The sequence below is a fragment of the Streptomyces sp. NPDC056296 genome (genome assembly GCF_042268605.1).
Lineage (GTDB): Bacteria > Actinomycetota > Actinomycetes > Streptomycetales > Streptomycetaceae > Streptomyces.
Genome location: NZ_JBHJRX010000009.1, coordinates 52,391 through 73,573, shown reverse-complemented (window position 1 = coordinate 73,573; position 21,183 = coordinate 52,391). Strand labels below are relative to the sequence as shown.

Below are 21,183 nucleotides of genomic sequence, written 5' to 3'. Positions count from 1 at the left end.
AGGAGTGAACCCACATGGGTATGAAGGACCAGTTCCAGGACAAGGCCGAGCGCATGCAGCAGCAGGGCAAGCAGCGGGCCGACCAGGCCAGGGAGCAGTTCCCGAACCGCGACCGCCGTCGTGACGAGGACGAGATGGACCCGTCGCGCCGCCGGGACGCGGAGGAGCGTGAGCCCTCGCGCCGCCGCGACGCGGACGAGCGGTTCGAGGAGAGCTACGACGCCTGACGCGCCGTCGCCGAGTTGAAGGGGCGCCCCCCGTTCGTCACGGGGGGCGCCCTTCCTCATGCCCTGGGTGGCAGCGGCGGCCGTGACCGGTCGGGTACGTCGTCGTAACCGGGCGGCGTCGCGGGCGGGTTGCTCTCCAGCAACTCCAGCGCCAGCCGGACCGCCTCGTCCAGCACCGGGTAGCGGCCCTCGGCCCAGTCCAGTGGCGTGCGCAGCGCCTCGACGTCGGGGGCGACGCCGTAGTTCTCCACGGACCAGCCGTACGCGTCGAACCAGGCCGCGTTCATCGGCACCGTGATCACCGTGCCGTCGCCGAGGCGGTGCCGGCCGGTCATGCCGACCACCCCGCCCCAGGTGCGCTGCCCGACCACCGGGCCGAGCCGCAGCAGTCTGAACGCGGCCGTGATCATGTCGCCGTCGGAGGACGTCGCCTCGTCCGCGACCGCCACGACCGGCCCGCGCGGGGCGTTGGAGGTGTACGACACCGGCTGCGCGTCGCGCGTCAGGTCCCAGCCGAGGATGGTGCGGGTCAGCTTCTCGATGACGAGTTCGCTGATGTGCCCGCCCGCGTTGCCGCGCACGTCCACGATGAGCGCGGGCCGGGACACCTCCATGCGCAGGTCGCGGTTGAACTGCGCCCAGCCGGAGCCGCCCATGTCGGGGATGTGCAGATAGCCGCACCGCCCGCCGCTCAACTCCCGTACCACCTCGCGGCGCTTGGCCACCCAGTCCTGGTAGCGCAGCGGCCGTTCGTCGACGAGCGGTACGACGGCGACCCGGCGGGCAGGCCCCGGGCCGCCCCCGCCCGGTGTGAAGGTCAGCTCCACCGTCGTACCGCCCGCTCCCGCCAGCAGCGGGTACGGACCCGCCACCGGATCCACCGGACGGCCGTCCACGTGGGTCAGTACGGCGCCCTCGCGGATGCCCGTGCCGGCCAGCGGGGAGCGGGCCTTGGAGTCGGAGGAGTCGCCGGGCAGGATGCGCTTGACCACCCAGTGGCCGTCCCGGCACACGAAGTTGGCGCCGAGCAGGCCCTGCCAGCGCTGGTAGTGGGCCGGGCCCTCGTTGCGCCGGGCGGCGGCGACGTACGCGTGCGAGGTGCCGAGTTCGCCGAGCACCTCGCGGAGCAGGTCGGCGAACTCGTCCGGGGAGGCGACCCGTTCGAGCAGCGGCCGGTACTGGTCCAGCACCGCGTCCCAGTCGATGCCGCACATGCCGGGGTCCCAGAAGTAGGCGCGGATCAGGCGGCCCGCCTCGTCGTACGCCTGGCGCCACTCGGCGGCCGGGTCGACCTCGTGCAGGATGCGGCGCAGGTCGATCCAGGTGGTCGAGTCGCCGTCGCCCGCCTCGGTCGCCGGTACGGCGCGCAGGTCGCCCTCGTCGAGCACGACCAGGCGGCTGCCGTCGCCGCTGACCCGGAACCAGTCCAGGTGGTCGACCAGTTCGGACTTCTTCGCCTTGGCGAGGTTGAAGTGCTCCAGGGTGGGCCGCTCGCTCGGGTCCGCCGGGTTGGCGAAGGTCTCGCCGAGCGCGCCGGAGATCGGCCAGCGCAGCCAGACCAGGCCGCCGCCCGCGACCGGCTGCAGCGCCGAGTACTTGGACGCGGTGACCGGGAACGGGGTCACCCGGCTCTCCAGCCCCTCCACCTCGACGGTCACCGCGCCGCCCTCGCCGGGCTCGTCCTCCAGCGGGTCCAGCCCCCCGGCGGCGGGACGGCCCTCCGGGTTCAGCGCGAAGGGGGAGGGGGTCGCGGAGGACAGCGGCACCAGGTAGGGGCGGCAGCCCAGCGGGAAGGACAGGTCGCCGGTGTGCACGTCGTACACCGGGTCGAAGCCGCGCCAGGACAGGAAGGCGAGGTAGCGGCCGTCCCGGGTGAACACGGGGTTCTCGTCCTCGAAGCGCCCGTCGGTGACGTCGACGACGAGCGGGCCCTGCTGTCCGTGCTGTCCGTGCTGCCCGTGCTGCCCGTGCTGTCCGTTGTTCCCGTTGATCCGGGCCATCTTGATCTGCCGCAGGGAGCGTCCGATGCCCGGGTGCGACCAGGTGAGCCAGGTCCCGTCCGGGGAGAAGGCGAGGTCGCTCACGGGACCGTTGACGGACCGGATCAGCTCGGTGACGGGCCCTCCGGCGGCCTCGGTGAGGCCGGGGGCGCCCACCGTGCCGCTGCTGGTGTCGGTGTCGGTGTCGGCCACCGTGTCCGCCGCCTCCGCCGGACTCCCCGTGCCCACCGCGTCCACCGCGTCCAGCGCCTGGGCGGCCTCCGCGTCCTCCTCCGAGACGTCGAGCAGCAGAAGCCGACCGTCGTGCGAGGCGATGGCGAGTCGCTCGCCCGCCGGGTCCGAGACCAGCTCCAGGACCCGGCCCAGCCTTCCGGAGGCGAGCCGCCTGGGCGGGCGGCCCCCGGTCGCGCGCGGCAGGTGGGCGATCTCGACGGCGTCCTCGCCCTCCGCGTCCGTCACGTACGCGATCCGCCCGCTCTCCCCGAGCATCTCCGGCAGCCGCACCCGAACCCCCGGCGTGTCGGCGAGGGTGCGGGCCGGGCCGTCGCGGTGGGTGAGCCAGTACAGGCTGCCGCGTACGACGACGGCGCTCGCGCGGCCCGTCTCGTCGACGGAGATGCCGCCCACGTGCTGGGCTGCGGGCACCTGGTACGTACGCCGTCCCGCGCGGGGCCCGCTCAGCCGGACGTCGAGCCGGCGCGGCACCGAGCCGGGCGCCAGGTCGTCGACGATCCACAGGTCGCCCGCGCACTGGTACACCACGCGGTCGCCGTCGCTCGCGGCGTGCCGGGCGTAGCAGGCGTCGTGGTCGGTGTGGCGGCGCAGGTCGGAGCCGTCGTGGGCGCACGAGTAGAGGTTGCCGACGCCCTCGTGGTCGGAGAGGAAGGCGATCCGGCCGCCGACGAACATGGGGGAGTGCAGATGGCCCCGGAGGTCGGGCAGGAGCCGTTGCCCGTGCAGCCAGAGCCGGCCGGTGGCGCCGCCCCGGTAGCGCTTCCAGGCGGCGGGTTCGTGCGGCGGGGTGCCGGTGAGCAGGAGCGTCCTGCGTTCCCCGTCGAGGTCGGCGGCCTGGATGTCGGTGACCGGGCCCCAGGGCAGTTTGCGGCCGGGGTCGCCGTCGGGGGTGACCTTGTGGGCCCAGGTCAGGTGGGAGAAGGGCTCGCCGTGCGAGGCGACGGCGAGGATGGCGGCGTGGCCGTCGGGTTCGGGGGGCGACCAGCCGCAGACCCGGGTGTCGAGGCCGCCCCAGTGGGTGAGCTGCCGTCCGGGACCGCCGTCCACCGGCACGAGGTGGACCTCCGGCGACAGGCTGCGCCAGCTGGTGTAGGCGATGTGGCGGCCGTCGGGCGAGAAGCGCGGGTGGCCGGCCTTGGTGCGGTCGACGGTGAGCCGCCAGGCACGGCCCGGACCGTCGAGGTGCGCGAGCCAGAGGTCGTCCTCGGCCACGAAGCACAGCTGGTCGCCACTGAGGTGCGGAAGGCGCAGATAACTCACCCACCCCATGCTTTGCCGGTGGCCGGGCCCCGGCAACTCGGCCCGCGCTCTCGACCCGGACTTCGGCCCCCGGCCCGCGCGCTTATGCGTAGCCGACAAACGTGACCCAGAGCACGTACGAAACCGTTTCGTTTCGCTAGGGGGCAGGGTACATTGGTCATGTACGAAACGGTATCGTTCAGACGGAGTGGACGGAGAGGGGTGAGCGAGATGACCGAGGCAGCCACCGCGCGTCGCAGTCGGATCACTCCCGAGCGCGAGGCCGAGCTCTACGAGGCCGTGCTCGACCTGCTCCGGGAAGTCGGCTACGACGCCCTCACCATGGACGCCGTGGCGGCCCGTACCCGGTCCAGCAAGGCGACGCTCTACCGCCAGTGGGGCGGCAAGCCCGAGCTGGTCGTCAAGGCCATCCGGCACAACAAGCCCGAGAAGATCGGCGACATCGACACTGGTTCCCTCCGTGGCGACCTGCACGCCCTGATGGCCCACGAGGACGACTGCACCATGGAGCAGAACTCCGCGCTGATGCGGGGTGTGGCCATGGCGATCCACCAGAACCCCGACCTGCGTCAGGCGTTCCGGGAACAGCTCATCGAACCCGAGATGGTGGAGTTCCAGCGCCTGCTGCAGCGCGCCATCGACCGGGGCGAGATCAGAGCGGACTGCCCGGCGCTGGACTTCCTCGTGCCCATGCTGGTCGGCGGATTCGCCACCCGCACGCTGCTCGAGGACCAGCCCCCGACCCGGGCCTTCCTCACCTCCTACATCGACGCCGTGATCCTCCCCGCCCTCGGCGCCCCCACCACCTGACGCGTCCCCCAGCGCGAGTCCCCCCGAGCCCCACCTGACGTAACCGCTCACGTCGTCGGGCCGATCCCCCCTGCCCTGAAGATCCCACGACCTGACCGGGAGTACGCCCTCGTGGCCACGTTCCTCTACAAACTCGGCCGGCTCGCGTTCCGCCGACGGCACTTCGTCGCCCTGATATGGGTGGCGCTGCTGACGCTCGCGGGCGTCGGCGCGGCCAGTGCCCCGCCCGCCGGCACCACCTCCTTCTCCATCCCCGGCACCGAGGCGCAGAAGGCCTTCGACCTGCTGGAAGAGCGCTTCCCCGGCACCAGCGCCGACGGGGCGACCGCACGCGTCGTCTTCAAGGCACCGTCCGGCGAGACGATGACGGACGCCGGGAACAAGGCGACCGTCGAGAAGACGGTCTCCGACCTGGCCGACGGCTCCGAGGTCGCCTCGGTCGCCGACCCGTACACCGGCAACGCCGTCAGCAAGGACGGCACGATCGCCTACGCGTCGGTGAAGTACGACGTCTCCGGCATGGAGCTGGAGGACTCGACCAAGGACGCACTGGAGGACGCCGCCCAGCAGGCGCGCGACGCCGGCCTGACCGTCGAGGTCGGCGGTGACGCGCTCCAGGCCGTCCCGCACACCGGCGCCACCGAGATCATCGGCATCGCGGTCGCCGCCGTCGTCCTCGTCATCACCTTCGGCTCGCTGGTCGCGGCCGGACTGCCCCTGCTCACGGCCCTGATCGGCGTCGGCATCGGCGTCTCCTCGATCACGGCGCTCGCCAGCGCGCTGGAACTGGGCTCCACCACCTCCATCCTGGCGATGATGATCGGCCTCGCGGTCGGCATCGACTACGCCCTGTTCATCGTCTCCCGCTACCGCGCCGAACTCGCCGAGGGACGTGAGCGCGAGGAGGCCGCGGGCCGGGCGGTCGGCACCGCCGGATCGGCGGTCGTCTTCGCCGGCCTCACGGTCGTCATCGCCCTGGTCGGCCTCGCGGTCGTCAACATCCCGATGCTGACCAAGATGGGCATCGCGGCGGCCGGCACCGTCGCCATCGCGGTCCTGATCGCCCTCACGATGGTCCCCGCACTGCTCGGCTACGCCGGCCGCAGGGTGAAGCCGACCGGCGCGAAGAGCAGGCTTCTGGGCGGCGCCGGCAAGAAGAACGACGCGGAGGCCGACGGCAAGCCCGCCAAGGCCAACCTCGGCACCCGCTGGGCGAGCTTCGTCGTCCGCCGCCCGCTGGCCGTCCTGCTCCTGGGCGTCATCGGCCTCGGAGCCGCCGCGATCCCCGCGGCCTCCCTGGAACTGGGCCTGCCCGACGACGGCTCCCAGCCGACGTCCACGACCCAGCGCCGGGCGTACGACCTCCTGTCGGAGGGCTTCGGGCCGGGCTTCAACGGCCCGCTGATGGTCGTCGTCGACGCGAAGGGCAGCGACGCCCCGAAGCAGGTGTTCACCGACGTCTCCAACGAGATCAAGGGCCTCGACGACGTCGTGGCGGTCACCCCGCCCGCACCCAACAAGGGCGGCGACACCGCGACCATCACCGTGATCCCGGACTCCAAGCCGTCCTCCGTCCAGACCGAGGACCTGGTCCACGCCATCCGCGACGCGGGCGCCGACATCAAGGCCGACACCGGCGCGGAGACCCTGGTCACCGGCTCGACGGCGATGAACATCGACGTCAGCCAGAAACTGAACGACGCGCTGGTGCCGTACCTGGTCCTGGTCGTCGGCCTGGCCTTCCTCCTCCTGATCGTGGTCTTCCGCTCGATCCTGGTCCCGCTGAAGGCGGCCCTCGGCTTCCTGCTCTCCGTCATGGCGGCGCTGGGCGCGGTCGTCGCGGTCTTCCAGTGGGGCTGGCTGTCCGGCCTGATGGGCGTGGAGGAGACCGGCCCGGTCATGTCGATGATGCCGATCTTCATGGTCGGCGTGGTCTTCGGCCTGGCGATGGACTACGAGGTCTTCCTGGTCACCCGCATGCGCGAGGCCTACGTCCACGGCGAGAAGCCGGGCCAGGCGGTCGTCACCGGCTTCCGGCACGGAGCGAGGGTCGTCACGGCCGCGGCGGTCATCATGATGGCGGTCTTCGCGGGCTTCATCGGCTCCAGCGAGTCGATGGTCAAGATGATCGGCTTCGGCCTGGCGATCGCCGTCTTCTTCGACGCGTTCGTCGTCCGCATGGCCATCGTCCCGGCGGTACTCGCGCTGCTCGGCAAGAAGGCCTGGTGGCTGCCGAAGTGGCTGGACCGCGCGCTGCCCAACGTGGACGTCGAGGGCGAGGGCCTGCGCACGGCCGAGGAGCGGGGCTCGGGCCCCGACGAGGACCGGGAGCTGGCACGCACCTGACGCGCCACCTCTGACGGCCTCCGACAGGAGGACGACAAGACCAGCCGGTGAGGGCTCCGTGGGGACGGGGCTGCCCTCACCGGCTTCCTGTCGCGCGGGGCCGCCGCAACCAGGTCGCCTGCCGGCTACACGTACCGCTACGGTGCCGTCCATGACGACGACCGACGACGCCTCCGGAACCCCTGCCGCCCACCCCCGATTCGCCGAGGCCCTGCGCGAACTCGGCCTCGGTGACCTGGCCGGACGGGCCCGGCGCTTCCCCGAGGCCACCCGCACCGCCGCCGAGGCCGCCGCCGCGATCGGGTGCGAGCTGAGCCAGATCTGCAAGTCGCTCATCTTCGCCGCCGACGGCGTGCCCGTGCTGGTCCTCATGGACGGCGCCTCGCGCGTCGACCTGGACCGGGTCCGGGAGGAGCTCGGCGCGGAGAAGGTCACCCGGGCCAAGGCCGACGTCGTACGGGAGACCACCGGATACGCCATCGGCGGCGTGCCGCCCTTCGGGCACCGGAGCAGGACCCGGGTACTCGCCGACCGGTCCCTTCTCACGCACGAGGTCGTCTGGGCCGCCGCCGGCACCCCGTACGCCGTCTTCCCGATGGAACCCAAGGAGCTCGTCGCCACCGCCGGCGCCACCCTGCGCGAGCGCTCCGAGTGACACCCCTGGTCACCGGTGCCGTCCTGCTCGCCGCGGTCACGCACGCGAGCTGGAACGCCATCGCCCACCGGATCACGGACAAGCTGACCGGCTTCGCGCTGATCTCGGGCGGCGGGATGCTCATCGGGCTCGCGCTGCTGCCGTTCACGGCGTTCCCGGCGGCCGGCGCGTGGCCGTACCTGCTCGTCTCCGCGGCCATCCACATCGCGTACTACGCCCTGCTGATGCGGTCCTTCCGGCTGGGCGACTTCGGGCAGGCCTATCCGATCGCGCGCGGCAGCGCGCCGCTGCTGGTCACCGTCCTCGCCGCCGTCTTCGCGCACGAGGTGCCGGACGGCTGGGCGACCGCGGGCATCCTGGTGTCCTGCGCGGGGCTGACCGGCGTCGCCCTGTGGGGGCTGCGCGGGCGCCGGCCCGACTGGGCGGCGATCGGCGCGGCCCTGGCGACCGGGGCGACCATCGCGGCGTACACGGTCGTCGACGGCCTTGGCGTACGCGCCTCCGGGTCCTCCCTCGGGTACATCGCCTGGCTGATGGCGGTGCAGGGGACGGTCCTCCCGGCGTACTTCCTGTACCGCCACCGCACCGGTGCCTGGGCGCTGCTGCGGCCGCACGCCGGGCTCGGGCTGCTCGGCGCGGCCCTGTCGGTCACCGCGTACGCGCTGGTCCTGTGGGCGCAGACCCGCGCCGAACTCGCGCCGATCGCCGCCCTGCGCGAGTCCTCGATCCTGGTCGGCGCGGCGATAGGGGCCCTCTTCTTCAAGGAGCGGTTCGGCGCTCCCCGGATCGCGGCGGCGGGCCTCCTCGTCGTCGGGATCGGACTGATGCTGCACACGGGATAGTGCGCACGGCGGCTGCGAGGAGCACCCTGGAAGCAGGTCTTCCGGAGGTGATCGTCATGATGCACACCGCAGTGGGATGGCACGTCGAGCTGGAGTTCATGGAGGACGACCAGCACACGCGGGCGGTCGCGATGGTGCGGCTCCCCGACGGCAGCGAGGTCCGCGCGCACGGCCACGCCAGCCGGCACCGCGTCGACTCGCATCAGCCGAGGGTCGGCGAGGAGGTCGCGGGGGCGCGCGCTCTGAACGAGCTCGCGATGCAACTGCTCACCAAGGCGCACGACGAGATCGACGCGGCGTCGGGGAGGACCTCACACCCCATCCACGTCTGAGCCGGTCCGCCGGAGCGACGCCCGCACCGCACGCACCAGCGCCTGCGCCCGCGGGTCCGCCGTCACGGTCTTGCGGAAGCCGTTGGTGACGTAGCCGAAGGCGATGCCCGCCTCCGGGTCGGCGAAGCCGAGCGCGCCGCCGCGGCCCGGGTGGCCGAAGGAGCCGGGGGACAGGAACGGGGACGCGCTGCCGTGCAGCATGTAGCCGAGGCCGAAGCGGGTGGGCACGACGAGGATCCGGTCCGGCCCGGCCGACTCCTCGGCGCGGGCGCGCTCCAGCGTCGCCGGGTCGAAGAGCCGGGCGTGCCGCGTCACGCCGTCGACCTCGCCGATCAGCGCGGCGTAGAAGCGTGCCAGCCCGTCGGCCGTCGCGATGCCGTTGGTCGCGGGAAGGGCCGCCGCGCGGTACGCGGGGTCGTTCTGGTCGGGGAACGGGGTGACGGCGGCGAAGGCGCGGCGGGTGAGGGAGTCCGGGTCGGCGTAGGCCTCGGTGACGGCCCGCTTGGGGCGCAGGCGGGGGCCGCTCCCCGACGGTTCGGCCTCGTCGAGGCGCCCGACCCGGCCCGCCCGGCCCGCCGCCTCCTCCGCGGCCGGCAGGCCCAGCCACAGGTCCAGACCCAGCGGGCGGGCGATCTCGTCCGCGAGCCACTCACCGGTGCTCCGCCCGCCCGTCACCCTGCGCACCAGCTCGTCGAGGAGCCAGCCGTAGGTGAGCGCGTGGTAGCCGTGGTCGGTGCCGGGTTCCCAGATGGGTGCCTGCGCGGCGACGGCCTGCGGTCCGCGCAACGAGTCGAGCGCTTCGTCCGGGGTGAGCGGGCGGTCGAGGACCGGCAGCCCCGCCCGGTGGTTCAGCACGTGCCGGACCAGCACCCGCTCCTTGCCGTGCGCCTTGAACGCGGGCCAGTACTCGCCCACCGGCGCGTCCAGGTCCAGCTCCCCGCGCTGGTGCAGCAGCAGCGGTACGGCGGCGGCGACGCCCTTCGTGGCCGAGCGCACGACCTGGGCGGTGCCCCGGCGCCAGGGTTCGGTGCCGGCTGTGTCATCGACGTCCCTGGTGCCGCCCCACAGGTCGACGACCTTGCGCCCGTCCCGGTAGACGGCGACCGCCGCGCCCCGGTCACCGAGCTCCGCGAAGTTCCGTGCGAACGCGTCCCTGACCGGCTCGAAGCCCTCGGCCACCGTGCCCCGCACGTCAACGTCCGCGCTCACTTCTCCACCCGTCCCTTCGGATCGCCTGCGACAGTGGGTGCAACCGTCGCCGGCCGCCTGCGATTCCTCACCCGCTCGCCGACACCGACCACGGGTCGAAGCCGAAGGGCAGTTCCAGGCGGTGGGCGCGCATCAGCTCGTCGTCGGAGAGCAGGCCGGCCGTCGGGCCGTCCGCCGCGATCACGCCGTCGCTGAGGATCAGGGCGCGGGAGCACAGCTCCAGGGCGTAGGGCAGGTCGTGGGTGACCATCAGGACCGTGACGTCCAGGGAGCGCAGGATGTCGGCGAGTTCGCGGCGGGAGGCCGGGTCGAGGTTGGACGAGGGCTCGTCCAGGACGAGGATCTCCGGCTCCATCGCGAGCACGGTCGCCACCGCCACCCGGCGTCGCTGGCCGAAGGAGAGGTGGTGCGGGGGCCGGTCCTTGAACTCGCCCATGCCGACCAGCGCGAGCGCCCGGTCCACCCGCTCCTCCAGCTCCGCCCCCTTCAGCCCGGCCGCCGCAGGTCCGAACGCCACGTCCTCGCGCACGGTCGGCATGAAGAGCTGGTCGTCGGGGTCCTGGAAGACGATGCCGACCCGGCGCCGGACCTCCGCCATGTTCCGCTTGTCCACGGGCAGCCCGGCGACCGTGACCGTGCCGGTGCCGCCGGTCAGGATGCCGTTGAGGTGGAGGACGAGCGTCGTCTTGCCCGCGCCGTTCGGGCCCAGCAGCGCGACCCGCTCGCCGCGGGCGACGGAGAAGTCCACGCCGAAGAGGGCCTGATGCCCGTCGGGGTAGGCGTAGGCGAGGCCGGAGACGTCCAGAGAAGCGGTCACAGCACTCATCCCAGCACACCCATCGCAGCGCCCCTCACAGCGACCATCCCAGCAGACAGACGACGAGCGCCGCACACGGGAGGGCCAGCGCGTACGACCACTGCGCCCGGGAGGCGGTCACCTCGTCGATCACCGGCATCGAACCGGCGTACCCGCGGCTGACCATGGCCAGATGGACGCGCTCGCCGCGCTCGTAGGAGCGGATGAAGAGGGCTCCCGCGGACTTGGCGAGCACGCCCCAGTGCCGGACGCCCCGCGCCTCGAAGCCGCGCGACTCCCGGGCGATCCGCATCCGGCGCATCTCGTCCGCGATGACGTCCCCGTACCGGATCATGAAGGACGCGATCTGCACCAGCAGCGGCGGCAGCTTCAGGCGCTGGAGGCCGAGCAGGAGTTCACGCAGCTCGGTGGTGGAGGCGAGGAGGACGGAGGCGGCGACGCCCAGGGTGCCCTTGGCCAGTACGTTCCAGGCGCCCCACAGGCCGTTCACGCTCAGCGACATGCCGAGCACCTCGATCCGCTCTCCCTCGGCCACGAACGGCATCAGCACCGCGAACGCGACGAACGGCACCTCGATCAGCAGCCGCTTGAGCAGGAAACCGGCGGGCACGCGAGCCGCGTACGCCACCGTCGCCAGCAGCAGCGCGTAGAGGCCGAAGGCCCACATCGCCTCGCGGGGCGTCGACACCACGACGATCACGAAGGCGAAGGTCGCGGCGAGCTTGGTGTGCGGCGGCAGACCGTGCACGGGGGAGTGACCGTGCCGGTAGAGCCGGTGCGCTCCCCCACTGCTGAACGCGTGGGAGGTACCCCCATCGGCGCCCACGTCAGGCGCTCGTGTCCGTGCGGTCCGGGACGCTCGTCGGCGAGGTGTCGTCGCCGCGCCGCCTGCGCACCGACCAGAACACCGCGCTGCCCGCGACGACCGTGACGCCGACGCCGATCACGCCCGCGAGGCCGCCGGAGACGCGGGCGTCGGTGATGTCCTCGACGCCGTAGTCGGCGAGCGGGGAGCCGGCGCTCGCGTGCTCCTCGGTCTTCTCGTCGATGCCCTTGTCCGCGGCGACCTTCTCCAGGCCGTCGGGGTCGGCGGAGGCGTAGAAGCTGACGAAGCCGGCCAGGACCAGCGAGGTGACCAGGCCCGCGATCCACAGCTTGCGGTGGGAGCGGGCGGCGGTGGGCGCGGCGGCCGGCTCCGCGTCGGGGACGTCGACGAGTTCGCCGTTCACGCGCAGCTTGAGCTTCCGCGTGAGGCCGCGCGCCCCGTACACGAGGTCCGGGCGTACGGCGATGACGGCGCCGACGGTCAGCGCGGTGATCGCGGCCTCGCCGATGCCGATCAGCACGTGCACGCCGATCATCGCGGTGGCGACCTTGCCGATGGCGACGTCGGTGGTGCCGCCGATCCAGTACAGGAACGTGAAGGCGAGGGCGGCGGCCGGGACGGAGACGAGGGCGGCGACGAAGGAGGCGACGGTGACCGAGCGGCGGGTGCGCGGCAGGACCTTCACCAGGCCCCGGAAGAGGGCGTAGGCGACGACCGTGGTGACGATCGCCATGTCGGTGATGTTGACGCCGAGCGCGGTCAGGCCGCCGTCGGCGAAGAGGATGCCCTGCATGAGCAGGACGACGGAGACGCAGAGCACCCCTGTGTAGGGGCCCACCAGGATCGCGGCCAGGGCACCGCCGAGCAGATGTCCGCTGGTGCCCGCGGCGACGGGGAAGTTCAGCATCTGCACGGCGAAGATGAACGCCGCGACCAGTCCCGCGAGGGGCGCCGTCCGCTCGTCCAGCTCGCGCCGCGCGCCGCGCAGGCTGACCGCGATGGCGCCCGCGGCGACGACTCCGGTCACGGCGGAGGTCGGGGCGTTGATGAATCCGTCAGGTACGTGCACGACTCGATGATAGGGACTAGTTGCAACCCCTTTGCAAGAGCGAGGTAAAGGCTGATCTCACATGTGATATACGCCCCGAAGGGCATGGCCGGGGAAATATGGGACATTGGAGAAGGGGTGGACGCAGAGCATTCGCACAGGTGGCACAGCGCAAGGGGCGATCCGATGTCCGTTGTCGAACAGTACGCACGAGCCCATGTCCTGACGGACTCGGACCTTCCGGACGAGGACGACGGCGGAGCGATACCCGTCGTGCTGCGCTACGACCCCGACCACGATCCGCGGTCGGTGTGCGTCGGGCTGCCCGCGCGGGGCCGCGGTTCCGGTCCCGGCCTCCGTGAGTGGACCTTCGACCGGGCGCTGCTCGAACAGGGCCTGCGCGCCCCCGCCGGGAGCGGCGAGGTACGGGTGTGGCCGTGCGGCCGGGTGCAGGCGGTCGTCGAGTTCCACACCCCGCAGGGCTGCTCCGTGGTCCAGTTCGAGACCAAGGCGCTCATCCGGTTCCTGCGCCGGACCTACACGGCGGTGGCCCAGCCGGTGGCCCACTGAGCCACCGGCCGCACGTGCCCGCCTCGACGGCCGGCCGCCGTCTCAGCCCGCGTTCTTCAGCAGCGCCGCGACGATCGGTCCCGCCGACTCGCTGCCGTGGCCGCCCTGCTGGACCACGCCCGCCGCGGCCACGTCGCCCCGGTACGCGGTGAACCAGCCGTTGGGCTTCTCCTGGCCGTCGACCTCCGCCGAGCCGGTCTTCGCACCGGCGTCACCGCCGACCCCGGCCATCGCCTCCGCGGCGGTGCCCGCCGCCGCCGTGTAGGACATCAGCTCGCGCAGTTGCGCCAGCGTGGACGACGACATCGTGCGGGAGGCCGTGGCGAGCTTGCGCCCGTCGACCGACGGGGCGACCAGGTACGGCTGGTGGAAGCTGCCGGACTTCACGGTCGCCGACACGGACGCCATGTTCAGCGGGTTCATCCGCACCCCGCCCTGGCCGATGAGGGAGGCGGCCATCGGGGCCGCGCTCTGCACCGGCACCGAGCCGTCGAAGGTGGGCACGCCGACCGACCAGTTGTTCATCGAGAGGCCGAACACCTCCTTCGCCTGCTTGGTCAGGTCGTCGTTGGCCAGCTCGGGGGCCTGGCTGATGAAGGCGGTGTTGCAGGAACGGGCGAAACTCGCCTTGAAGGTGCCGTCCTTGATCTCGAACTTGTCGTCGTTCTGGAACTTCCAGCCGCCGTAGCTGAAGTACTTCGGGCACGGGTGCTTCTTGTCCATCGACGCCAGGTCCTTCTCGATCAGCATCGAGGCGGTGATGACCTTCATCGTGGAGCCGGGGGCCAGCGAGCCCTGGAAGGCGGTGTTGAAGCCGTGGCCGCCGTTGGCGACGGCGAGGACCTCGCCCGTGGAGGCGCGCAGCAGGACCACCGACGCCCGCGCTTTCCCGGCCACCTGCTTCTCGGCGGCGGCCTGGAGGGCGGGGTCCAGGGTCGTCTTCACGGTGCCGGGCGTGCCCTCGCTCAGCTCCAGCAGCGTCTTGTCGGAGGCCTTCGCCGCCTTCGACTCCTTGCCGCGGACCACGCGCAGCTCGATGCCCGGGGTGCCGCCGGCCTGCTCGCCGTATTTCTCGCGCAGGCCGTCCAGGACGGTGCCGAGCGACGGGTACTTCGCGGCGGTGATCTCCGCGCCGTCCCGGTCCAGCGCCTCGACCGGCGGGGCCCCGGCCTCCCCGGTGACCAGCTTGTCGCCGTCCTTCAGTTCCGGATGGACGACGGCGGCGTGCCAGTCGACGCGCGGCTCGCCGTCGCCGGCCCGGCGGACGACGGTCAGCGCACTGTCGTACGCCAGCGGCTTCGTCGTCTCCTTGTGGGTGACGGTGGCCTTCACCGAGAACGGCACCTTGTCGCCGGCCGGGGTGCCCGCGGTGAGCGTGACGTCCTTGACGTGGGCGTCCTTGGCGTAGCCGGTGAGCAGGGCTTTCGCGGCCTCGGCGTCGTCGGTGGCGGCGGCCGCCCCGGCGACGTCGCCCTTCTGCCAGGCGGTCAGGAACCGCTGGGCCGTCGTGGTGACCTCGGCCGCCTTCAGGGGGCCCGACTTCGCCTTCTCCCCGGCCGCCGCGGACGTCGTCCGCGCGCTGTCCTCGGTGCCGGCCCCGCCGCCGTACATCGCGTAGGCGCCGAATCCGGCGCCGGCCACGACCACGGCGGCCACGCTGCCGATCACGGCGGGTTTCGTCCTCCGCCGCTCGCCCGCGGCCCTTCTGCTGCCCACTGTGTCCCGTTCCTCCGCGGCGCCCGGATTCCCGGGGTCCCTCGGTGCCCTCGTTGCCTCACGCTTCCAACGACGGCGACCACAGTAGGGGCACCCGTCGCCTCCGGCCTGTCTCAGCCCCCCGCCCGCAGCACGTCCGCCACGATCGGGCCGGCCGCGTCACCTCCGTGGCCGCCCTGCTCGACCATGGCCGCCGCCGCGACGTCGTTGCGGAAGCCGGTGAACCAGCTGTCGGAAGTGGACTCCCCGTCGACCTCGGCCGACCCGGTCTTGGCGCCGATGTCGCCGCCGAGCCCTGACATGGCCTCGGCGCCGGTGCCCTGCGTGGCGGTGAGCCGCATCATCTGCTTGAGCTGGGAAGCGGTGCTCTGCGGCAGGCCCTTGGCGGTGGCGAGCTGACGGCCGTCCAGGTCGGGCGGGACCAGGTAGGGCTGGCGGAACTCGCCGGTGATGGCGGTCGCCGTCACGGACGCCATGTTCAGCGGGTTCATCTGGACCTGGCCCTGGCCGATGGCGTTGGCCGCGCGGTCCGGGCCGCCGGACGCGGGCACCCTGCCGTCGAAGGAGACGATGCCGGTCTGCCAGTTGTCCCCCTTCAGCCCGAAGCGCTCCTCGGCCTCCGCCGTCAGCGAGGCGTCCGTGAGCGGGTTCTCGTCGACGAGCTTGATGAAGCCGGTGTTGCAGGACCGCATGAAGGTGTTGGCGAGGGTGGCGCCCTCGTCGGCCTTCATGCCGGTGAGGTTCTTGAAGGTCTGGCTCTGCCAGGTCGCCGTGTCCGGGCAAGGCGCCGGGCCGTCCATCGAGGTCACGCCGTTGTCGATGAGCATCGCCGCGGTGATGATCTTCATGGTGGAGCCGGGGGCGACGCGTCCCTGGAAGGCCGCGTTGAAGCCGTCCGCGCGGTTGTTCGCCACGGCCAGCACCTCGCCGGTGCTCGGCTCGACCGCCACCACCGAGGACTCGCCGTACCGCTTCACCGCCTTCTCGGCCGCCGCCTGGACGTTCGCGCTGAGTGTCGTCTCCAGCTTTCCGGGCTCGCCCTCGGTCAGCGTCAGGAGCGACGTGTCGGCGGCTTCGGCGGCCGTGTGCCGGACCATCAGCTCGACGCCGGGGGTGCCGCCCGCCTTGTCGCCGTACTTCTGGCGCAGCGTGTCGAGGACCGGGCCGAGGGAGGGGTACTTCTCCTTCGTGAGCACGGTGCCGTTGCGGCCGACCGCCTGGATCTGGGGTGTCGACGACTCCTCGGTGACCAGGGTGTCGCCGTCCTTCAGCCGGGGATGGACGACGGACGGCTCCCAGTCGACCAGCGCGCGTCCGCTGGTCTCGCCGCGCACCACCGTCAGCTTGCTCTTGTACGTCAGCGGCTTGGTCGCGCCCTCGTACGACACCTTCGCCTGCACGGTGAACGGCACGGCGGTGCCGGTCGCCGTGCCGGGAGTGATCTCGACGTCGGTGATGTGCGCCGCCTCGCCGTAGGCGGTGAGCAGCGTCCCGGCGACCGTGGCGTTGTTCGTGTACGACGCCGCCGTGGTCGCGTCGCCCTTCTCCCAGGCCGTGAAGAACTTCTCCGTCGTCTCCCCGACCTCGTCGCCGCTCGGCGGCCCGCTCTTCTTCGCCGTCCCCGCGGACCCCGAGCCCCCGCCGCCGTCCAGCGCCGACACGACGTTGTAGGCGCCGTATCCGGCCCCGCCCACCATCACGGCGAACACGCCGCCTATGACGGCGACCTTCACCCCCCTGCCCATCGGCAGTCCCTCCCCATCCCCGGATCCCCGTTCAGACTTCCGCCCGCTCTCTTGAACGCGTTCAGAAGCAATCGTGGGTTGCACTCTATGTGCAGGGCGTGACCGGCGGTACGGATGTTTCCGTTTGGTGGCCGAATGGAGATGCGGCGTCTTCGGGCCCGGACTCAGACCCAGGTGTCGAGCCACATCCGCGCCCGCCAGTCCTCCATCGGGATCGCCGTGCCCGTGTAGATGGGCCAGAAGTAGATGAAGTTCCACGCGATCAGCAGCACCAGTACGCCCGCTCCCGTCGCCCCCGCGACCCGCCGGGCGTCGCCGCAGCCCGGCCGGCCCACGATCGCCCCCAGCAGCATCGCCACCGCCAGGCACAGGAACGGCAGGAAGACGACGGCGTAGAAGAGGAAGATCGTGCGCTCCTGGTACAGGAACCAGGGCAGATAGCCGGCCGCGATGCCGCAGGCGATGGCGCCCGCGCGCCAGTCGCGGCGGAAGACCCAGCGCCACAGGACGTACAGCAGGGCGAAGCAGCCCACCCACCACAGCAGCGGGGTGCCGAGCGCCAGGACCTCGCGGGCGCACTTCTCGCCCGCGTCGGCCGGGCAGCCGTCCGAACCGGCCGCCGGCGACTCGTAGAAGTACGAGACCGGACGGCCCAGGACGATCCAGCTCCAGGGGTTCGACTGGTAGGTGTGCGGCGAGGTGAGGTTGGTGTGGAACTCCAGCACCTGCGTCTCGTAGTGCCACAGGCTGCGCCACCAGTCCGGGAAGAGCCAGGACCAGGAGCTGTTCCTGCCGTCGGTCGCCGCCCAGTCGCGGTAGTAGCCGCCGCTGCCGTCGGCGGGGGAGAGGATCCAGCCCAGCCAGGACAGGACGTACGTGGCGAGCGCGACCGGCACCGTCGACAGGAACGCCCAGCCCAGGTCGTGCTTCAGCACCGCCAGATGCGGCCGGTGGGCGCCCGCGACCCGGCGGGTGCCGACGTCCCACAGCACGGCCATCACACAGAAGGCCGCCATGATGTACAGGCCGTTCCACTTGGTGGCCGCGGCCAGGCCCAGCATGAGCCCCGCCGCCAGCCGCCAGGGGCGCCACCCGAGCCGGAACGTCTCGGCGATGTGCGCGTCCGGGCGGACCAGGCCGTCGTCGTCCACCGGCAGCGCGGCGGCCAGTTTCCCGCGGGACCGGTCGCGGTCGGCGACCAGGCAGCCGAAGGCCGCCAGCACGAAGAACATCAGCACGCTGTCCAGCAGCGCGGTGCGGCTCATCACGAAGTGCAGCCCGTCCACCGCCATCAGCGCGCCCGCCAGGCACCCCAGGAACGTGGAGCGGAACAGCCTGCGCCCGATCCGGCACAGCATCAGCACCGACAGCGTGCCGAGCAGCGCCGTCATGAACCGCCAGCCGAACGGGTCGAACCCGAACAGCAGTTCCCCAAGCCCGATGACGTACTTGCCGACCGGCGGATGCACGACGTACGCCGCGTCCGTCGGGATCGGGACGTCGCCGCCGGAGTTCAGGATCAGGTCATTGGCGTTCTTGTCCCAGTTGACCTCGAAACCGCGGTGGATCAGCGCCCAGGCGTCCTTGGCGTAGTACGTCTCGTCGAATATCACCGCCTTCGGGCTGCCCAGGTTCCAGAACCGCAGCACGCCCGCCAGCAACGCCACCAGCAGCGGCCCGCCCCACGCCGACCAGCGCACGATCCGGTCGGCCGGCGCCTTGGCCAGGCCCAGGAAGGCCCACAGGCGCGGACCGGGGCTCGTGTACGCCGGCACCAGCCGGTCGCGGACGTCGCCGGCCGCGGGCCCCGCCGTGTAGCCGAAGCGGCGCAGCCGCTGCTGCCAGGGGGGCCGCCGGTCGTGCGGGGCCTGGTCCTGCCGGGTGTCCGTGGAGGACGCGGTACTGGTCACCGCGCCATCGTAGGGAACCGTACTGTGCGCGTCCCGCGCATGGCCCTCACCGGTGGTCCGAACGCGTCCTCGCGGCAGGGCGCTCGCCCGTCCCTGGGAGGATGGGGGCGTGACTGGAACCCTTGTACTCGCGGGCACCCCCATCGGCGACGTCCGGGACGCCCCGCCGCGGCTCGCCGAGGAACTGGCCGGCGCGGACGTCGTCGCCGCCGAGGACACCCGGCGGCTGCGCCGGCTCACCCAGGCGCTCGGCGTCACGCCCAGGGGGCGTGTCGTGTCGTACTTCGAGGGCAACGAGTCGGCCCGCACGCCCGAGCTGGTCGAGGAGCTGGCGGGCGGCGCACGCGTGCTGCTCGTGACCGACGCCGGGATGCCGTCCGTGTCCGACCCCGGCTACCGGCTGGTCGCCGCCGCCGTCGAGCGGGACGTGCGGGTGACCGCCGTGCCCGGCCCGTCCGCCGTGCTCACCGCGCTCGCCCTGTCCGGGCTGCCGGTCGACCGGTTCTGCTTCGAGGGCTTCCTGCCGCGCAAGTCCGGCGAGCGGCTGACCCGGCTGCGTGAGGTGGCCGGGGAGCGCCGCACCCTCGTCTACTTCGAGTCCACGCACCGCGTCGACGACACCCTCGCCGCCATGGCCGAGGTCTTCGGCGCCGACCGGCGGGCCGCCGTCTGCCGGGAGCTGACCAAGACCTACGAGGAGGTCAGGCGCGGCGGGCTGGGCGAGCTGGCCGCGTGGGCCGCCGAGGGGGTGCGCGGTGAGATCACCGTCGTCGTCGAGGGCGCGCCGGAACAGGGGGCCGAGGAGTTCGGGGCTCAGGAGCTGGTGCGGCGGGTGCGGGTGCGCGAGGAGGCGGGGGAGCGGCGCAAGGAGGCGATCGCCGCGGTGGCCGCACAGGTGGGTGTGCCCAAGCGGGAAGTGTTCGACGCGGTGGTGGCGGCGAAGAACGCCGGGTCCTGACGGGTCCTGACGGGTCCTGACGGGTCCTGGCGGTCCTGGCGGTCCTGAGGGTCCTGATCCGGCCGCGCTTGACCCGCTCCTGACCAATCGGTCCTTGCGCCAAGGGCGGCCCAAATCGGCTCAAACACTCGGCAGATCCGGTGCTTTCCCGCTGGTGGAGGAGTCCACTGGAGGAAGGAGCGAAAAAGGATCGCCCAGCGAACCCAAGGAGCCGGGATGAACACGAGCGAGAGTGCGGCGCGGACCGGACTGCGCGCCGGGGCCACCTCCGTCGTCCACGAGTCGTACTCCTTCGCCTGCATGCGCTGCGGGCACGGCTGGGAGCAGTCGTTCGAGATCGAGCACCACAAGGACGTCGACGGCAACGACTTCGTGCTCTACGTCGCGGACGGCCGCGTCGTGCCCTCCCCGCTGACCCGGCCGACCTGCGACAACTGCGACAACCACCTCGTACGGATCATGCGGCCGGGGCGGGTCGCCTCGGTGCGCGGCGCCGCGCACGGCCTCCACCGGGTGCCGCCGGCCGGCCCCCTGGAGGTGCCGCAGGTGCCCGAGGCGCCGGGACCCGGGGCGCCGGGGCTCACCTCCGAGCGCCGGCACTGGCACCTGGCCGACCTCCTGAACGCCCTCCACCTCCACCGCGGGGCGAGCTGACGGCCGTTCCGGGCCCGGGGGGACCTTTCGTAGGATCTAAGGCATGCCTTCGAACGCCTCCGGCCGGTCCGACAAGAACGACGCGCCTCCGCTCCCCGAACCCCTCCGGGTACCGGTCGCCGACTCGCACACCCACCTCGACATGCAGTCGGGCACGGTGCAGGAGGCTCTCGCCGAGGCCGCGTCGGTCGGGGTCACCACGGTCGTCCAGGTCGGCTGCGACCTCGCCGGCTCCCGCTGGGCGGCCGAGACGGCGGCGGCGCACGACGCCGTCCACGCCACCGTCGCCCTGCACCCCAACGAGGCGCCGCGCATCGTGCACGGGGACCCCGAAGGCTGGTCGAGGCAGGGGGCGCGCGAGCCCGGCGGAGACGCGGCGCTCGACGACGCCCTCGCCGAGATCGACCGGCTGGCCGCGCTGCCCCAGGTGAAGGGCGTCGGTGAGACGGGACTGGACTACTTCCGCACCGGTCCCGAGGGCAAGGCGGCCCAGGAGCGGTCCTTCCGCGCCCACATCGAGATCGCCAAGCGGCACGGCAAGGCCCTGGTCATCCACGACCGCGACGCCCACGCCGACGTCCTGCGCGTCCTCAAGGAGGAGGGCGCCCCCGAGCGCACCGTCTTCCACTGCTACTCCGGCGACGCGGAGATGGCCGAGATCTGCGCGAGCGCCGGGTACTACATGTCCTTCGCCGGCAACGTCACCTTCAAGAACGCCCAGAACCTGCGCGACGCGCTCGCGGTCGCCCCGCCGGAACTGGTCCTGGTGGAGACCGACGCGCCGTTCCTGACACCGGTGCCCTACCGGGGCAGGCCCAACGCGCCCTACCTGGTACCGGTCACGGTGCGTGCCATGGCCGACGTGCGGGGCGTCGACGAGGACACGCTGGCGACGGCCCTCGCCGCGAACACGGCCCGCGCCTTCGGGTACTGACAGGGCACTGATCGGGCACGCCACGCTGCGTAGCCGCGTCGCTTTGGAGAGTGACGAACGCTCCGCTAGGTTCTGGGGGCCCGATCCGGA

At 72.4% G+C, this 21,183-nt stretch carries 18 protein-coding genes; 10 read left to right on the top strand and 8 right to left on the bottom strand.

The window, feature by feature from the left end:
- Nucleotides 1-14: 14 nt before the first annotated feature.
- Nucleotides 15-227 (top strand): hypothetical protein, encoded by a 213-nt coding sequence (locus tag ACFCZF_RS08660; RefSeq protein ID WP_376671037.1) that lies wholly within the window; start codon nt 15-17, stop codon nt 225-227.
- A 56-nt stretch (nt 228-283) separates the two neighbouring features.
- Here the strand turns inward: ACFCZF_RS08660 and ACFCZF_RS08655 are convergent, their stop codons facing one another.
- On the bottom strand, nt 284-3,730 hold the full coding sequence (locus ACFCZF_RS08655) for a S41 family peptidase (RefSeq protein ID WP_376671036.1): 3,447 nt from the start codon (nt 3,728-3,730) through the stop codon (nt 284-286).
- 201 nt (nt 3,731-3,931) lie between these two features.
- Here ACFCZF_RS08655 and ACFCZF_RS08650 point away from each other — a divergent pair, with 201 nt between their 5' ends.
- From ACFCZF_RS08650 to ACFCZF_RS08630, 5 genes are all read left to right on the top strand, one after another.
- Nucleotides 3,932-4,531, top strand: coding sequence for a TetR/AcrR family transcriptional regulator (locus ACFCZF_RS08650; RefSeq protein WP_376671035.1), 600 nt, complete (start codon nt 3,932-3,934; stop codon nt 4,529-4,531).
- 111 nt (nt 4,532-4,642) lie between these two features.
- Nucleotides 4,643-6,877: an MMPL family transporter gene (locus ACFCZF_RS08645; protein ID WP_376671034.1), complete on the top strand. Its 2,235-nt coding sequence runs from the start codon at nt 4,643-4,645 to the stop codon at nt 6,875-6,877.
- Nucleotides 6,878-7,028: 151 nt separating this feature from the next.
- The gene (locus tag ACFCZF_RS08640) at nt 7,029-7,532 is read left to right on the top strand and encodes a YbaK/EbsC family protein (protein ID WP_376671033.1); all 504 of its coding nucleotides are present in this window, start codon (nt 7,029-7,031) and stop codon (nt 7,530-7,532) included.
- Complete coding sequence (locus ACFCZF_RS08635; protein ID WP_376671032.1) at nt 7,529-8,374, top strand: EamA family transporter; 846 nt, start codon at nt 7,529-7,531, stop codon at nt 8,372-8,374. The genes ACFCZF_RS08640 and ACFCZF_RS08635 overlap by 4 nt, the downstream gene beginning before the upstream one ends.
- Nucleotides 8,375-8,430: 56 nt before the next feature.
- On the top strand, nt 8,431-8,706 hold the full coding sequence (locus ACFCZF_RS08630) for a DUF1876 domain-containing protein (RefSeq protein WP_375909726.1): 276 nt from the start codon (nt 8,431-8,433) through the stop codon (nt 8,704-8,706).
- Here the strand turns inward: ACFCZF_RS08630 and ACFCZF_RS08625 are convergent.
- The 4 genes from ACFCZF_RS08625 to ACFCZF_RS08610 form a co-directional block, all read right to left on the bottom strand.
- Complete coding sequence (locus ACFCZF_RS08625) at nt 8,686-9,915, bottom strand: serine hydrolase domain-containing protein (RefSeq protein ID WP_376671031.1); 1,230 nt, start codon at nt 9,913-9,915, stop codon at nt 8,686-8,688. The genes ACFCZF_RS08630 and ACFCZF_RS08625 overlap by 21 nt on opposite strands.
- Nucleotides 9,916-9,982: 67 nt before the next feature.
- Complete coding sequence (locus ACFCZF_RS08620; RefSeq protein ID WP_376671030.1) at nt 9,983-10,741, bottom strand: energy-coupling factor ABC transporter ATP-binding protein; 759 nt, start codon at nt 10,739-10,741, stop codon at nt 9,983-9,985.
- 25 nt (nt 10,742-10,766) lie between these two features.
- A complete protein-coding gene (gene cbiQ / locus ACFCZF_RS08615) occupies nt 10,767-11,558 on the bottom strand; it encodes a cobalt ECF transporter T component CbiQ (protein ID WP_376671029.1) in 792 nt (263 codons plus the stop codon).
- Nucleotide 11,559: 1 nt separating this feature from the next.
- Complete coding sequence (locus ACFCZF_RS08610) at nt 11,560-12,627, bottom strand: energy-coupling factor ABC transporter permease (protein ID WP_376671028.1); 1,068 nt, start codon at nt 12,625-12,627, stop codon at nt 11,560-11,562.
- Between the two features lie 165 nt (nt 12,628-12,792).
- Here ACFCZF_RS08610 and ACFCZF_RS08605 point away from each other — a divergent pair, with 165 nt between their 5' ends.
- Nucleotides 12,793-13,176 carry an SsgA family sporulation/cell division regulator gene (locus tag ACFCZF_RS08605; RefSeq protein WP_376671027.1) on the top strand — a complete coding sequence of 128 codons (384 nt, stop codon included), beginning with the start codon at nt 12,793-12,795 and terminating at the stop codon, nt 13,174-13,176.
- A gap of 42 nt (nt 13,177-13,218) precedes the next feature.
- On the opposite strand, the gene ACFCZF_RS08600 is transcribed toward ACFCZF_RS08605, so the two are convergent.
- From ACFCZF_RS08600 to ACFCZF_RS08590, 3 genes are all read right to left on the bottom strand, one after another.
- Nucleotides 13,219-14,844, bottom strand: a complete 1,626-nt coding sequence (locus ACFCZF_RS08600) for a penicillin-binding transpeptidase domain-containing protein (RefSeq protein WP_376671026.1) — start codon at nt 14,842-14,844, stop codon at nt 13,219-13,221.
- Nucleotides 14,845-15,005: 161 nt separating this feature from the next.
- On the bottom strand, nt 15,006-16,637 hold the full coding sequence (locus ACFCZF_RS08595; protein WP_376671025.1) for a penicillin-binding transpeptidase domain-containing protein: 1,632 nt from the start codon (nt 16,635-16,637) through the stop codon (nt 15,006-15,008).
- A gap of 164 nt (nt 16,638-16,801) precedes the next feature.
- Nucleotides 16,802-18,547, bottom strand: a complete 1,746-nt coding sequence (locus ACFCZF_RS08590) for a dolichyl-phosphate-mannose--protein mannosyltransferase (RefSeq protein WP_376671024.1) — start codon at nt 18,545-18,547, stop codon at nt 16,802-16,804.
- Between the two features lie 109 nt (nt 18,548-18,656).
- On the opposite strand from ACFCZF_RS08590, the gene rsmI reads away from it, so the two are divergent.
- The 3 genes from rsmI to ACFCZF_RS08575 all read left to right on the top strand — a co-directional run bounded on the left by rsmI (nt 18,657) and on the right by ACFCZF_RS08575 (nt 21,093).
- On the top strand, nt 18,657-19,505 hold the full coding sequence (gene rsmI, locus ACFCZF_RS08585) for a 16S rRNA (cytidine(1402)-2'-O)-methyltransferase (RefSeq protein WP_376671023.1): 849 nt from the start codon (nt 18,657-18,659) through the stop codon (nt 19,503-19,505).
- Between the two features lie 216 nt (nt 19,506-19,721).
- Nucleotides 19,722-20,159: a hypothetical protein gene (locus ACFCZF_RS08580; RefSeq protein WP_376671022.1), complete on the top strand. Its 438-nt coding sequence runs from the start codon at nt 19,722-19,724 to the stop codon at nt 20,157-20,159.
- 43 nt (nt 20,160-20,202) lie between these two features.
- Nucleotides 20,203-21,093: a TatD family hydrolase gene (locus ACFCZF_RS08575; RefSeq protein ID WP_376671021.1), complete on the top strand. Its 891-nt coding sequence runs from the start codon at nt 20,203-20,205 to the stop codon at nt 21,091-21,093.
- The last annotated feature ends 90 nt before the right edge of the window (nt 21,094-21,183 follow it).